Here is a 14359-nt window from a genome sequence, read left to right on the forward strand (position 1 = left end):
GCACCGCGCGCGCCGAACACGAATCGTCTGGGGGCAGGCGCGGGGTGGACAGCGACGATTGCGAGGGATGGTCGTGGTCCTGCGGGTCGTGGTGTTCGGCAGTGGCGCGATCCTCATGGGGCTCGAGATCGTCGGGAGCCGGCTCATCGCGCCGTTCTTCGGCAGCTCAGTCTACGTGTGGGGCGGCCTGATCAGCATCTTCCTGGCCGCGCTGAGCCTGGGGTACTACCTGGGCGGCACCATGGCCGATCGCTGGCCGCGCGCCACGGTCCTGGCCGGACTGCTGCTGCTGGCCGGCGTGACGGTGCTCCTCCTGCCGGTCGTCGCCCGCCCGGTGCTGGCGGCCTTCGACGCGTGGAACCTGGGCCCGCGGCTGAACCCGCTGCTGGCGTCGGTGACGCTCTTCGCGCTGCCCAGCCTGCTCATGGGCACGACGTCGCCGTTTGCGATCAAGCTCCAGGCACGGGACCTGGCCACGGTGGGGAGCAGCGCCGGGGTGCTGTACGCGCTGTCCACCGCCGGGAGCATCGCCGGCACGCTGGGCACGGCCTTCTTCCTGGTACCGACGCTGGGCGTGCGCGCGATCCTCTACCTGCTGGGCGGCGGGTTGCTGGCCCTCGCGGGCCTGCTGCTGCTGGAGGAGGTGCGCAGTCCCCGGGCGCGGCGGGCGGCCGCCGCCGCCGCAAGCCTGGCGCTGCTGGTGGCCTGGCCGGCCGGCGCAGCGCCCCGGGCGCTGCCCACCAGCCGCGTGATCTACGAGAAGGACAGCGCGTACCACCAGATCAGCGTGCTCGAGGACGGCCTGAACCGGTACCTGCGGTTCAACCGGTCGTTCCAGGGCGGCATGGTGCTGCGCGATCCCTACGAGAGCCCGTTCCTGTACACGTCCTACGCCCACCTCGCCCGGGTCTTCCACCCCACGTGGCGCCGGGCGCTGGTGGTCGGGCTGGGCGCCGGGTCGATCCCCAAGCGCTTCCTGCGGGACTACGCCGACGCGACCGTGGAGAGCGTGGAGCTGGATCCGGCGGTGGTGGACGTGGCCCGCCGGTTCTTCGAGGTGCGGGACCACCCGCGGCATCGCATCGTCGTGCAGGATGGCCGGGTGCACCTGCGCCGCACCGAGGCCCGCTACGACGTGATCGTGCTCGACGCCTACTTCGCCGAAGGGATCCCGTTCCACCTGGCGACACGCGAGTTCCTCGAGCTGGTGCGGGAACGCCTGACGCCGGGCGGGGTGGTCGTGGCGAACATCATCGGCGCCCTGGAGGGACAGAACAGCTACCTCTTCCGCGCGCTCTACAAGACCTACGCGGCCGTGTTCCCCGGCCTCTACCCGTTCCCCACCGCCTACGGCATCGGCCGCAGCACGACGGAGACGCGCACCATCATCCTGATCGCGACCGGAAGGGCGGGGATCCGGGCGGAAGAGATCGCCGCGACGGCCCGACGCCTGCGGGCCGACGGCCGGGTGCGGATGGCGCTGGACCGGTACGCCACCGACTACTACGACCGCCGCGTGGCCACCGACGACGTGCCGCTGCTCACCGACAACTACGCGCCGGTGGACATCCTGCCCGTCTACGGCTGGGAGCCCGAGCGGCGGTGAGCCGCGTCCGCGCCCTGGAGAGAAAGCCGCGGCGGCGCGAGCACTGCTCGCGCCGCCGCGGTGCGATCGCGGGCCGCGGGGCCGACCCGCGATCGACGTGGCGGGGCGACGGGGCAAGCGTTACGCCCGCGCCATCTCCACGGGGACCTTGCGGGGCATGAGCGCCTGGGACACGGGGACCGTGATCTCCAGGATCCCATCCTGCCACCGGGCCCGCACGCGATCAGCCTCCAGGCCCTCGGGCAGCGTGATGGTGCGCTCAAAGGTCCCGTAGGAGATCTCCCCAAAGAGCCGGTCGTCCGCGGGCACCTGCGGAGCCTTCCGCTCGCCCTTGATGGTCAGCGTCTGCCCCGCGACGGCGACGTCGACGGTCTTCGGGTCGACCCCCGCAAGCTCGGCCCGAACCACGAAGTGGCCGTCCTTGTAGTAGGCCTCGCAGTTGGGCACGAAGCCCGTCGGAGCCGCGAACGCACTCCCAAACGCCCGATCAAACAGGTTGATCAGGTCGCGCTGAAGCGCGTACAGCTCCTGGAAAGGCGTCCACCTCGCCAGCATCGTCGTCACCTCCTTCCATCTCGGGTGTGCTCCCGCGGGCTCTGCCGGCGCCCGGTAAGGCTCGCCGGGGAGCCGCGGACGTCTGCCGCTTCCACCCATAGGACATACGCAGGCGTTGCGGGTTTGTCAAGGGGTTTCCCTTGACATATACGGCACCACGGCGGGCGCACCACCGACCCTGCCACGACGGCCGATGGGGGCCTGCGCGTTCGGGATGCCCGGGCCGACGGGGCCTGCACCTTCGGGACGCACGAGCCGACGGTGTGCTTTCCGGGACGTACGAACAGGCGGTGCGCCTTCCGCGACGCCCGAGCCGCCTGGGCCCTGGGTGTGCCGCGCGCCGCAGGACCCTGCGGTTGCGAACATATGTTCGATTACCCGGCCGTCGCCTCACGGCAGGGGGCCACAGGGGCCACGGAGCCCACAGGGGATCGCGCCGGAGGGGACGCCGCCGGCGGGCGGCGGCTACCATGCGGGCAGGCCAAGGAACTTTGCGCCATGAGCGCTAACATCATCTATGCACCGCACACACATCACGCAGACAGGAGGCCAGGCGATGGACACGATCCGTGTGGCCGACTACTACTACGTGACGGTCGCCGATCGACCCGGCGAAGGCGCGCGCGTCGTGCAGACGCTGAAGGACGCGGGCGTCAACCTCGTGGCGCTGCATGCGTTCCCCGAGGGTCGTCGGGCGCAGATCGACTTCTTCCCCAGCAATGCCGCCGCGCTCAAGGCCGCGGCGCGCAAGGCCGGCTGGAAGCTCGTCGGGCCGCGCCGGGCGTTCGTGATCGAAGGAGAGGACCGCGTCGGCGCGCTGGTCGACATGTTCACGAAGCTGGCCGAGGCCAAGATCAACATCACCGCCACCGACGCGATCGCCACCGGCGGTCGGTATGCCGCGATCGTCTGGGTGAAGCCGCGCGACCTGAACAAGGCCAAGAAGGTGCTCGGCGCGGCCTGAGCGCAGGGCAGGGTCTGCCTCCGCGCCACCCCATCGTCGGCGGTGTCGGGGCGCACCACCCCTGCGTGGTGCGCCCTGACGCAGCATGCGCGTGCCCGTGTCTGCCACCCGCGGGCGCGCCCGACCCGAGCGCCGAGGAGGGATCGGCTCGTGACCATCGCCGTCGACGTCACCGGCCAGACCGCCTGGATCACCGTGGCGCGCCCCGAGGCGCGCAATGCCATGACCTTCGCCATGTACGATGCGTTCCTGGCCGCCGTCGACGCTCTGGACGCCCGTACAGAGGTGCGCACCGTGGTCATCCGCGGGGCCGGCGGCACGTTCGTGGCGGGGACGGACATCGCCGAGTTCCGCACCCTGCAGACCGAGGCGCAGGCCCTGGCTTACGAGCGGCGGATCGACGCCGTGGTGGGACGGGTGGAGCAGATGCGCAAGGTCACCATCGCCATGATCGAGGGCTTCGCCACCGGCGGCGGGCTCACGCTGGCGCTGGCCTGCGACCTGCGCTACGCAGCGTCTACCGCCCGTCTGGGCGTCCCCATCGCGCGGACGCTGGGCAACTGCCTGTCGATGGCCAACTACGCGCGCCTGGTCGACACCGTGGGACCCACGCGCGCCAAAGACCTGCTCCTGACCGCACGGCTGCTGTCGGCGGAGGAGGCGCTCGCTGCCGGCCTGGTGACCGACGTCGTTGCGCCAGAGGCCTTAGAGGCCCACGTCCGACAGGTGGCGGAGGCCGTCGGCAGCCACGCGCCGCTGACGCTGGAGGTCTCCAAGGAGGCGATCCGCCGGATCCTCGCCCGCCGGCGCCAGGTCGAGGGCGACGACCTGATCCTGCGCTGCTACCTGAGCGCGGACTTCCGCGAGGGGGTGCGTGCCTTCCTGGAGAAGCGCCCTCCGGCGTGGGAGGGGCGCTAGTCGGATCTACCTTCCACCACCGACCGCCACATTGCTGAGAGGAGCAACGCGCTCAGAAGCAGGTCGTAATCGCTGCGCTGGTGGAGGCGGCGGGAATCGAACCGCCTGCCCCCGATCCCCCGCCTACCCCTACCTAGGCCCGAAAGGCCCGCTGTGCTTGGCTTCTAGGCGATAGATCGAACGCTTGTTCACCCATCAGTTCCTGCCTATTCCCGTGGGGTCTGGACACAATTTGGACACACCACCTGAGTGCGCCACGGCTCGCGGGGCGTTAGCGTTTCCTAGCCGGGAAGTGCTGAGTCATTCGCTACCAGTTTCCGGAGAAGTGGCTGGTACGCAGACCTCGCGTGGCTGGCTGCGGGTGAACCTAACGACTGCGGCCAGTGGCCCGGTGCATCGCATGGTTGGGCGCCGAAGGCCACTCGTCACAGCTCGCTGGGGATGGTGCCCTGCACCCGTTCCACGAAGCCATTGGCCCACGCATGCCGGGGGTTTGGTCCGGCGGTGCTCGATCCCCAGTGCTCCCACCACTTCCCGGGACACGACCTCTCTTCCCACCACTTCCCGAGACGCGGCCTCCGCATACGCCAGCAAAGTCAAAGTACGGAACTACCCGCAGCGGGGAAGAGAGTACCGCGACTGCAACATGCTCTCGCTGCCATGCCCTTGACGCCTGGGGAGCCATCTTAGATAGATACGGCTCAGCCTGCTGCTTAGAGGTCATAGGGCACGGTATCGCCAATTTACGTGTAATTCTCGCAGACGACCACGGCTGTCCCAATACCGGACGTAGCCATTGCGGCGCCCGAACTCGTATAGATTCCAGGTGAGCTCCACATCTTTCCGGCAGTACTCCACCACCCGGTCTACCTGTCCCTGCCGCCACCAGCGCACCATCTGCCACCACTCCGCTGACTTACCCCGGCCCAGCGTTGCTACCGAGAGCTGGTGCAGTCCTACCTTCCTGTGCAACCGCGCCCGTACTTCCTCCAGGATATCCAGTGTGGCGACTGTTCGCAGGGAAGCGCCGCCGTAGCGCTCCAGCACCGCGTAGTCGAAGGACTGCACAGCGAAACCCACCACTAGGTCTGCGCGGCGTAACACCGCTACGAGGTCCGCCGCCTCCGCTTCGGAGTACGCGCGAAAGCATCCCGTGACTTCGTGGAAAGTGACTGCGATTGCCAGTCGCGGCGCCCTCCAGCCGCCGTGGGATTCCGCGTCCCAGTCCTGCGTCTCTACGTCCACGACGACAACTCCGTCACCCATAAGCCACCGTCAGAATAGCTCAGAATACATGCGTTTCATCGCCCGGCCTGTTAACGCGCCCGTACTGAGCCTACTCAGGAGGTCAGCCGGCTCATGCCGCGCATCCGGGGAGCAACACTGCGCCGTTACGACGACCCTCAAGGCAGCCCGGTTTATCCCCGCGCTTGCGAGGACAACACAGGCACCGATCTGGAGAGCGCCGCGCGCATCGCTTCATCCCCGCGCGTGCGGGGACAACGCAGTCTCGGGCTCACGGCGTCCACCAGCCTGCGGTTCATCCCCGCGCGTGCGGGGACAACCGTGACAACGAAGTCATCGCCCTCGATGTACTCGGTTCATCCCCGCGCGTGCGGGGACAACGTATTATGGTCACACAGGTAGAGCCGCCCGTCCGGTTCATCCCCGCGCGTGCGGGGACAACCAAGTGGTTCCTCCTGCATGGGCTCCTCCTCCCGGTTCATCCCCGCGCGTGCGGGGACAACGGTTATCGAACCTCGGCTGGCGTCGCTATGATCGGTTCATCCCCGCGCGTGCGGGGACAACGGGCGCCGTATTGCAGAACTTGCCGATACCATCGGTTCATCCCCGCGCGTGCGGGGACAACTCCCAGTCTCGGTCTCGCACGGTCTGTTCCTCCCGGTTCATCCCCGCGCGTGCGGGGACAACGAGCGCGACGTAGTGGCCGTGGCGCTTGCACACGGTTCATCCCCGCGCGTGCGGGGACAACGCGTACCGAGACCTGCTGCACCAGGACCTGTACGGTTCATCCCCGCGCGTGCGGGGACAACTGTATAGGATGCGGGTTCACTCGTGCCTGCAACGGTTCATCCCCGCGCGTGCGGGGACAACGGCGTGGTCGCACGTTTCGCGTTGCGTTTCATCGGTTCATCCCCGCGCGTGCGGGGACAACCGGGCAAGGTGCTTGCGCTTGCGCGCATTTTACGGTTCATCCCCGCGCGTGCGGGGACAACGGAGCCCCTGCCAGGCCGTGCTCCCTACGTGTCGGTTCATCCCCGCGCGTGCGGGGACAACGTTCTCGACGTCGAACTCTGCCAGGTCCTCGAGCGGTTCATCCCCGCGCGTGCGGGGACAACCCCTATTGACAGACCGAACGTCTGTCACCTATCGGTTCATCCCCGCGCGTGCGGGGACAACGCGCTCGCCTGCTGCACCTGCTCGGCAACGAGCGGTTCATCCCCGCGCGTGCGGGGACAACAGGTGGCTGCCTGCGCCCTCGCTCGCCGCCAGCGGTTCATCCCCGCGCGTGCGGGGACAACATCAGGCCGGCACGGTTACGGGCCGCCTCAGCCAGGTTCATCCCCGCGCGTGCGGGGACAACCCCCGGCAACGTCGGCCTGATCGCGCGCAAGACCGGTTCATCCCCGCGCGTGCGGGGACAACGTTCTGCAGGAGCGACATGATTTTCTGCAACTCGGTTCATCCCCGCGCGTGCGGGGACAACGTAGGCATGCGCCCGGTCGAAGTGCTCTTGGACGGTTCATCCCCGCGCGTGCGGGGACAACGGACCCAACGGGTGCCACGAACGGGCCCCAACACGGTTCATCCCCGCGCGTGCGGGGACAACGGATGGGGCGCAATGTCACGCAATGACAACGGCCGGTTCATCCCCGCGCGTGCGGGGACAACGTGGACGGAATTAGCGTTTCGGCCACTCGGGACGGTTCATCCCCGCGCGTGCGGGGACAACGAGGTCGCGCTGCTGTACGCCGATCCGTTCGTCGGTTCATCCCCGCGCGTGCGGGGACAACCCCGGGTAGGGCACGCGCACCGGCCCCGCGTTCGGTTCATCCCCGCGCGTGCGGGGACAACATGCTGGCGATGCGACTGGCGATGCGCGCGAACGGTTCATCCCCGCGCGTGCGGGGACAACTTCCCCTTGGCCAGCCAGATTGCGAGTGACGGCGGTTCATCCCCGCGCGTGCGGGGACAACGACGCACGAGGTGCTGCACCCCGGCGCGCAGGACGGTTCATCCCCGCGCGTGCGGGGACAACGCTCTGCGCTTCGGCGGCCGCTTGGTGCTCCAGCGGTTCATCCCCGCGCGTGCGGGGACAACGCATCCATCGTTTCCGTGAACGCCGGCGTCATCGGTTCATCCCCGCGCGTGCGGGGACAACATCAGCCGGCTCTCCGTCCGCTGGCAGTGGGTCGGTTCATCCCCGCGCGTGCGGGGACAACTACGATGAGGACATCTGCGGCCGCTGCCCGTTCGGTTCATCCCCGCGCGTGCGGGGACAACGGTGGTATATGTGCCCCAGCACAGGAAGCCTATCGGTTCATCCCCGCGCGTGCGGGGACAACCGCTACCGACGCACGCAGACGCGCTAACGCGGCGGTTCATCCCCGCGCGTGCGGGGACAACGATGTGTCCCTGAGCAGAGAACGCGAAGTACACCGGTTCATCCCCGCGCGTGCGGGGACAACTCAGGCGGTCACGAGCTTGAGGCCGCGGTAGACGGTTCATCCCCGCGCGTGCGGGGACAACGAGCGTCGCATGCCGAAACGACTGCGGCTCCAACGGTTCATCCCCGCGCGTGCGGGGACAACTTGGAAAGTGCGTCATGCCCACTGTCTCTCACCGGTTCATCCCCGCGCGTGCGGGGACAACGTGACCAAACTTGTTCTCCATCGGCAGCACATGCGGTTCATCCCCGCGCGTGCGGGGACAACTTTAGCGGTCGTCGGCGTGCGCTCAACGGTTGCTCGGTTCATCCCCGCGCGTGCGGGGACAACGACACCGCCCAGCGACGCGGCCTCCCTGCAGACCGGTTCATCCCCGCGCGTGCGGGGACAACACAAAGAGTATGTCGCGAAACGTCACCGGGGACGGTTCATCCCCGCGCGTGCGGGGACAACGTTCGATTGCGTTGTGTATATCGTTGTCCCGTTCGGTTCATCCCCGCGCGTGCGGGGACAACGCACACCCCGACGGGGTTCGTGCGCGCCGAGGACGGTTCATCCCCGCGCGTGCGGGGACAACGGTTTGACTGGGCGACGGGGGCCTACGTATATCGGTTCATCCCCGCGCGTGCGGGGACAACGCCGTGGCCACCCGGCGGTTCGTTGGTAGTAACGGTTCATCCCCGCGCGTGCGGGGACAACAGCCACCGCTCGGCCTCGCGCTTCCAGTTGAGCGGTTCATCCCCGCGCGTGCGGGGACAACGTGCGCGAACACGACGGTTTTGCACCCCTCGTCGGTTCATCCCCGCGCGTGCGGGGACAACACCACACAGACGTACGATCCCAGCCCCGAACGTCTGTTCGGCTACCCGACCTCGCTCCGCCTCGCTATTTGTTTTTCAAGGTACTTGCGGCGCTTGATGGCCTCGCCCTTCCGAACCGCCTCGGCGTTCCGTACGGTTACGAGCTGTAGACCGTCGAAGTCTCTCACGAAGCGATCCTCATACCCTGCGACGCGCACCGAGAAGCCCTGCTCGGTGTTCGTCCGGTGGACAAGGCAGCAGCGACCGCCCTTCGCCTTCTCCAAACACTTGACCCACAACAGCTCCCGCACCGTGGCGCTCAGCTTCCCGACGAACATCCCGGTGTCTACCTCGACCATCCAACGGGTCAACTCACCCCGCAGGCTCTTCGGTACTCTCTCCAGGATCAGCACCACCATAGGCCACCCCACCCGGTACGGGCCCCTCCGGATCCCACAGCCAGCCTGGCTTCGCGGCATCCACGTCGTAGTCGTTCTCCGCCTCCTCAGGTACCAGACCCTCGAACAGCCGGTGCAAATCGTCCACCGCCCGTTCGAGTAGCCGGACCTCGCGGATGCGTTCGCGCAGGACGCGTCGGATACGGGATTCCACGTCGTCCGGCGATTCCGCCACCGTGGTGAAAGCTGCGGGAACCAGCAACTCGGTCTTGTACAGGTCTGCCACGTCGTAGATGAAGGACAGCTGCTTACCCACGTGGATGAACCCCAAGGCCGGGCTATACCCGGCGGACACAACGGCCGCGTGGCACAGTCCATACAGAAACGCCGCGCCGGCCGACAGCGCCCGGTTTATCGGATCGGCCGTGGCCCACCTGCCCCGGTCGTAGTGCCGTCCTGACCACGGAACTCCTGTCCGATGGCTCCACGACTCGTAATAGCTTCTTACCCGGGCTCCCTCCAGCCCTCGCAGCTGCGCGAGTCCCAAGTCGTCCGGTAGCGGGGTGGTAAACCGGAACCGGTAAAGCCGCTTCACTACCTCAAGATGAGAGGCGGGGTCAGCCCACGCTCGAGCCTGACGGAGCAACCGCGAAGCGCTGCGGGTCTCACCCACGCCGCAGGCGTAGAACCGAGCAAAGTCCTCTCCGACCCACAACACTGTGCAGCCATTTTCAGCGAGAGCGCGAATCGCGGCATGGGTAATCCGTGTACCGGGCCCCAATGCCAGCACGCCGAGAGCCGCCACCGGTACGAGAGTGACCCCTTGCTCTTCATAGAGAGCGATCCCCTTCGCCTCCTGTTCGATGACCGCGTGCTCCACGTAAAGGTAGGACAACCCGTCCCGGAACCGCGGGAGCTCGTTCAGGTTGCGCGAGGAACGGACCGACGGCACGGCTACCTCATCAGTGCAACAGAGAGTAGGCCCAGCCCCAGGGCCTTCCCGTGCCCGATGCCCTCCTGGATTGCATTACGGAGCTTCCCCGGATCCCGGACCTGCAGGACTCCGTCAAACCGGGCAACCCACAGGACGATTGCTTGCTCCTGACCACGCTTTGGAAAGCTCCGCCGCTCGGTCCGGGTCACGTTGGCTCCCAACACGGCGAACCCCGCCTTTTCTGCCTGTCGGTGCAGCCACAGAAGTTGCTCCTCTATTCTGCGCAGGCCGTGGCGCTTGCCACCCCGGGTTACTGTCGGATTGGCTTCCAGGCGAAACCGCAACACCTGGCCTTCACGGAGGCGCACCGCCAGCTCCTGAGGCTTCGTCTCAGGGGCCTGGGCGAAGTAGCCTGCGAATCCGTCGCGCGTGTCCAGGCGCGAAAAGTCCGGCCGCATGAGACTCTGTAGCAAGACCGTAGGCGGCCGGGTGGACTCCAGACGCCAAAGGGGGCGTGCGGCTTTAGGGTCCTCGAATAGCCACGACAGAGTCGCGTGCATGGCGTAAGGGTTGCTGAAGTCGCGCCTAGCAAGCGGATGCCGAGGGTTGAGTACCAGCCTAGAAAGGTACATGGGGTATCTCACCCGCCGGTGCGGTAACGATCCACACATACCGCTCACCGAACCGCCGCTCCCGTAAGGGAGCGATGGGCAGGTCGGTTCGGCGCACTCGGCTCACGACTTCTCTCTGCACCCTAGCGCCAGGGCGTTCCTCCAAGGCGTACCGGTAGCTTTCCGGGGGCGGCTCGACGAGTGGCCGATATCTGGCCAGGGCTTCCTCAAGAGCAGCGTCCACAATCCCGTCCGGGATCCACACGGGCGGACTTGGCAGATAGCTCTTGCGCCCGAGGTACAAGGGCCAGCGGGGGTTCTGAACGGCCTCGTACAGCTGTCTCAGGAACCGCCAATCGCCAGACTCAAGACCCACTAAGAAGGCGGCGTCCGCCAGGTAGTAGCGCCTGCTCTGCACGGTGCCCTTGGGGTCGCCCGGACGGGGAACGGTCCCGTCAGCGCGCATGACCCTCATGGCCGTTTGATAGTCGTACTGAAGCACGCCCTGCCGGTCTACCCGCACTCCCATTCGCAGGGCACACAGATCATCCAGCGCGTCGGTCCTCGCCCGCCCGAGGGCTGCGCAGAGCAGCCCGATGACCCCGCTTTTGGACGGCTCGAGTCCTGTGTCCCGCCGGTCGAACCGACTCGCCGTCCCCCACGACTGCATGGGACCCTGCAACCGAAGCAAGAGCGTGTTCATGCCGTTGTGCCAAGCAGAGCCCGCACCCCTGACATGGCGGCCTGGATGACGTCCTCGATCGTATTCTTTCGCGCCTCGGGGTAGTACGCGAGTTCACCGTCTGAGAGGTTGACCAAGGCGACCCACTCCTTTGCGGGTTTACCATACACTCGGTCTAGCTCCGCCCAGTAGCGAGTCAGCACCTCTACGGAAACTCCGGTCAGACTCTTTCCGTCGGTTGGACGCACGGGCCTCTCGAATGCTGCCGCGAGGTTGCGCGGCATCCCGTTCTCGCGGACGATCAGGCCTACGAACTTCGGGGGACTGTGGGCCGCGAAGGTGTTCTGCTTACCCGATGGCAAGGTGAGGATGAACGCGCGCAGGAAAGCCTCCACGCCCCGGGCGGCTAGGTCGCGATCCCCCCGCAGGTTCTGGGCCAGGAGTTCCAGGTCCACGTTTGCGTACCGATAGAACGTTGCCGTGTAGTACTCCACGTCCCCCATCATGCCCGCCCCGGTCTCTTCCCGCGGTGCGAGGTCGTCCACTGCGGTATAGAAGTCGAACTCCCGGTCCACCCGGTGTGTGCTGATGGCATGCGCGACCTGACATGCCGCCTCGACGCCCCATTCGGGCCTGTCTGCCAGCATGCGACCGAAGAGCGCGACGTCGACCGCGCGACCACCGTCGAGAATAGCATTAAGGGCGTTCCGCACCGTTTCCGGCGCGCCTTGCCGCGCCGTATTCTTCTTGTCCTTCTTGCTTTGCGGCCCCAGCGTAGCGCTCGCGGTCAGCAGTGCCTCCCAGTGCTCCTTGAGTGCCCTGGCCAGCGTATCAATCTCCCTATTCCCCAGGAAGAGTAGGTACTGCGTACGGTAGGTCGCTTCGTCGGCAACCAAGCCGATGGCACGCAGCGCTGCAGCGGCCACGCGTCTCACCTGCTCCGGAGGACGATCTTGGAACCGTGTCACCAACTCGTCGACCAACAGCCGCGTCCGCACCGCACGATCCTCTGGACTCAACAGCTCCCGGTTGGAGAAGTACTGGCGGACCGCCCGTTTCTGCGCCTGGCTGCTGATTCGCGCTCGACGGAAGCCGCCAAACAAGGTGTCTTTCGGGCTTCCCGTGTCGTCGCGGTTCAGGTTGGCCGGAGGGACCGGCTGAAGGATGTGAACTTCCACCAGGTTCATGATTGCACCTCCACCTGGGTCTCTTCTGATTCTGCCGGCGCTATCTCCGCGGACCGGTAGAACTCCCGAGCCCACCGGCGCTGGACCCGTCGGTCCGGACTGAACCATCCCAGGAGGTCTTCAAGTAGACGCTGGTAGTTCACGCCTTTACGCTTTGACTTGAGATAAGCTACGACCCGTCGCAGCCGATCAGGCAACTGGTCGGAATCGGCGTCCAGCAATGCAAGAAACCGTCCCTCCAGGCTTGGGGGGCGATCTTCCTCCTGCCAGACCTGGGAGACTGCTTCGGCGAGGCTAGGCTTCTCGCCGTCGGGGTGAAGAGCGTACAGCCCGGCAACAAGGTAATAGGCCTGCCAGCGCCACCCGTCCTCGTCCTGCACGAACGGCTCTACATAGCGGTAAGCGCGCGCGTCCCCCCACTCGCCCGGATTGAAAGCCAGGATACGTCGGAGGGCGGCCATGGCGCCTCGGTCCTTCCGAAGATCTTCCAGGTACGCCACAAAGCGCTCGGACTTCTTCACAGGAGAAGCCTCCTCAGCTCAGTTTGCAGCCATCGCTCTGCCTCGGAAATCGCCCGTAGGTGGCGTGCCCCAGCCCCAATAGCGCGCACCGTCAGGCCCCAGGCTTGATGCACGGCCTCCGAAACCGCGTCCTTCCACCTCTGGAGGGCAACCCTCGCGCCGTCCAGCGTAAGCTGCCGTAGGAAGCGGGGAAACTCCACCTCCAACTCAGACCAATACGTGCTCTGGAGGGGCAGGCTACGCGTGACCTCGAAAACCTCCCCCGGGGCGGCTAGGCCAGCGGCTAGGATACGGCCCGTCCTGCCGAGCACATTTCCAATCTCCGCAGCCAGCTTGAGGGCCTCCTGGATGCGCGCCGCCTCGTCGGGTTCCAGGGCACGGGCCGAGAGTGGATAGGCCTCGCGGCGGACGTCCTCGACCTTGGCCTGCCTCGTGATCTGCCCTACCACGGTCAGGGGGAAGAGCAGCGCCGCCCTATCCGTCTGCCGGAGGAACCGTCGGGCATGATCGACGGTGGCAGGTTGCCGCCAGGTGGCGTGAGCGGGCAGGATCGCCTCGAAGTCCCGCCAGAAAGCCCGCTCAACCGACAGTGTGTAGGGTTGGAGACCGTTGTCGGAACGCCGGTACGCGCACATCGGGTCCAGGTCCGGGCCAGGCTCGTGAATCACACCCGGACCATAGCCCATGAATCTCACGGTACCGTCCACCTCTGGCAAGAGGCGTACAGCCCGAGAAAGCCAGGTGTACGTCCTTGTACGCCCCGAAAGAATTTTGCGAGCCAGGCCCCCCGCAACGTCAGCCGTGCGGTACGGATCCCGCTCCCAGATGGGCTCGTCGCCTTCGGGCTCGTAGGGAACCAAGTTCAGGAGGAGCGTTTCGAATAGCGTTGTGCCTTGTGGGATGAACAGGGCCGCACCCGCAACAGGGGCGGCCGGCCCCGAAGTTACACCGAGGCGTTTTATCAGCCCTCCGGGCGCAAAAGCTTGGTGTACAAGCAGGGCGACCACGGCTTCCACGGGGGAGGCTGAGGGAGGGTGTTCGTCGAAGGTGTGGTCGAAGAGCGTGGGGTTGTTCCCGCTCGCCAGCTCCGGAAGCAGCTTGGTCCACGGGGATGGTTCGTGGTCGGGCAGGTCTGGCACCTGGTAGAACGGTGTAGTTGCTGAGAAGAGGTCGAACCGGCCCGCCCACCGCTGAAAGTAGGAGTCGAGGGCGTCCCGCGGAAAGCGGCCAACCTTGTGGAGGTCCAGGATGGCATCGGGCGCAGCGGGGCCGCTGAGGGCCCGGTGAAGTACCGCAAGCAGGAGCCGGTGAAGCGCGGCCTCAGCCAGAGGACTCGCAGGGCCGATGCGCTCGAGCTCGTGTGCACGTAAGAGCGCTTCGCGGATCCCTACATGCCCCCGGCCTCCAGCGTATGTGACCGGGATCCACTCCTGGTTGAGCAGGTCGAAGGACGGCACACATCCCACCTGCCCGCTCAAACGTTCGACGCGTTCA

Annotated in this window: 12 protein-coding genes and 1 CRISPR repeat array; of the genes, 3 read left to right on the forward strand and 9 right to left on the reverse strand. The window is 66.8% G+C overall.

What is annotated here, in order from left to right; translation table 11 throughout:
• The first annotated feature begins 67 nt into the window (after positions 1 to 67).
• Positions 68 to 1606 (forward strand): fused MFS/spermidine synthase, encoded by a 1539-nt coding sequence (locus tag QN157_13230; protein ID MDR7556553.1) that lies wholly within the window; start codon positions 68 to 70, stop codon positions 1604 to 1606.
• Between the two features lie 120 nt (positions 1607 to 1726).
• Here the strand turns inward: QN157_13230 and QN157_13235 are convergent, their stop codons facing one another.
• Complete coding sequence (locus QN157_13235; protein ID MDR7556554.1) at positions 1727 to 2161, reverse strand: Hsp20/alpha crystallin family protein; 435 nt, start codon at positions 2159 to 2161, stop codon at positions 1727 to 1729.
• Positions 2162 to 2717: 556 nt separating this feature from the next.
• Between QN157_13235 and QN157_13240 the strand changes: the two genes are divergently transcribed.
• Both QN157_13240 and QN157_13245 read left to right on the forward strand, forming a co-directional pair.
• Positions 2718 to 3125 carry a hypothetical protein gene (locus QN157_13240; protein ID MDR7556555.1) on the forward strand — a complete coding sequence of 136 codons (408 nt, stop codon included), beginning with the start codon at positions 2718 to 2720 and terminating at the stop codon, positions 3123 to 3125.
• A 150-nt stretch (positions 3126 to 3275) separates the two neighbouring features.
• Positions 3276 to 4043, forward strand: coding sequence for an enoyl-CoA hydratase (locus tag QN157_13245; protein MDR7556556.1), 768 nt, complete (start codon positions 3276 to 3278; stop codon positions 4041 to 4043).
• Positions 4044 to 4763: 720 nt separating this feature from the next.
• Here QN157_13245 and QN157_13250 read toward each other — a convergent pair.
• The 8 genes from QN157_13250 to casA all read right to left on the reverse strand — a co-directional run bounded on the left by QN157_13250 (position 4764) and on the right by casA (position 14322).
• Positions 4764 to 5288 carry a ribonuclease H-like domain-containing protein gene (locus tag QN157_13250; GenBank protein MDR7556557.1) on the reverse strand — a complete coding sequence of 175 codons (525 nt, stop codon included), beginning with the start codon at positions 5286 to 5288 and terminating at the stop codon, positions 4764 to 4766.
• A 169-nt stretch (positions 5289 to 5457) separates the two neighbouring features.
• Positions 5458 to 8553: a CRISPR direct-repeat array (repeat unit 29 nt; unit sequence CGGTTCATCCCCGCGCGTGCGGGGACAAC).
• Between the two features lie 41 nt (positions 8554 to 8594).
• Entirely contained in the window at positions 8595 to 8951 is a 357-nt protein-coding gene (gene cas2e / locus QN157_13255) for a type I-E CRISPR-associated endoribonuclease Cas2e (GenBank protein ID MDR7556558.1), read from the reverse strand.
• Positions 8905 to 9882 carry a type I-E CRISPR-associated endonuclease Cas1e gene (gene cas1e, locus QN157_13260; GenBank protein ID MDR7556559.1) on the reverse strand — a complete coding sequence of 326 codons (978 nt, stop codon included), beginning with the start codon at positions 9880 to 9882 and terminating at the stop codon, positions 8905 to 8907. The genes cas2e and cas1e overlap by 47 nt, the downstream gene beginning before the upstream one ends.
• Positions 9883 to 9884: 2 nt before the next feature.
• A complete protein-coding gene (cas6e, locus tag QN157_13265; GenBank protein ID MDR7556560.1) occupies positions 9885 to 10535 on the reverse strand; it encodes a type I-E CRISPR-associated protein Cas6/Cse3/CasE in 651 nt (216 codons plus the stop codon).
• A complete protein-coding gene (gene cas5e / locus QN157_13270) occupies positions 10483 to 11178 on the reverse strand; it encodes a type I-E CRISPR-associated protein Cas5/CasD (GenBank protein MDR7556561.1) in 696 nt (231 codons plus the stop codon). The genes cas6e and cas5e overlap by 53 nt, the downstream gene beginning before the upstream one ends.
• Entirely contained in the window at positions 11175 to 12344 is a 1170-nt protein-coding gene (gene cas7e / locus QN157_13275; GenBank protein MDR7556562.1) for a type I-E CRISPR-associated protein Cas7/Cse4/CasC, read from the reverse strand. Before cas7e ends, cas5e begins: the two co-directional genes overlap by 4 nt.
• Entirely contained in the window at positions 12341 to 12865 is a 525-nt protein-coding gene (gene casB / locus QN157_13280) for a type I-E CRISPR-associated protein Cse2/CasB (GenBank protein ID MDR7556563.1), read from the reverse strand. Before casB ends, cas7e begins: the two co-directional genes overlap by 4 nt.
• The gene (gene casA / locus QN157_13285; GenBank protein MDR7556564.1) at positions 12862 to 14322 is read right to left on the reverse strand and encodes a type I-E CRISPR-associated protein Cse1/CasA; all 1461 of its coding nucleotides are present in this window, start codon (positions 14320 to 14322) and stop codon (positions 12862 to 12864) included. Before casA ends, casB begins: the two co-directional genes overlap by 4 nt.
• Between the last annotated feature and the right edge of the window lie 37 nt (positions 14323 to 14359).

Source organism: Armatimonadota bacterium (genome assembly GCA_031459855.1).
Lineage (GTDB): Bacteria > Sysuimicrobiota > Sysuimicrobiia > Sysuimicrobiales > Humicultoraceae > Fervidifonticultor > Fervidifonticultor primus.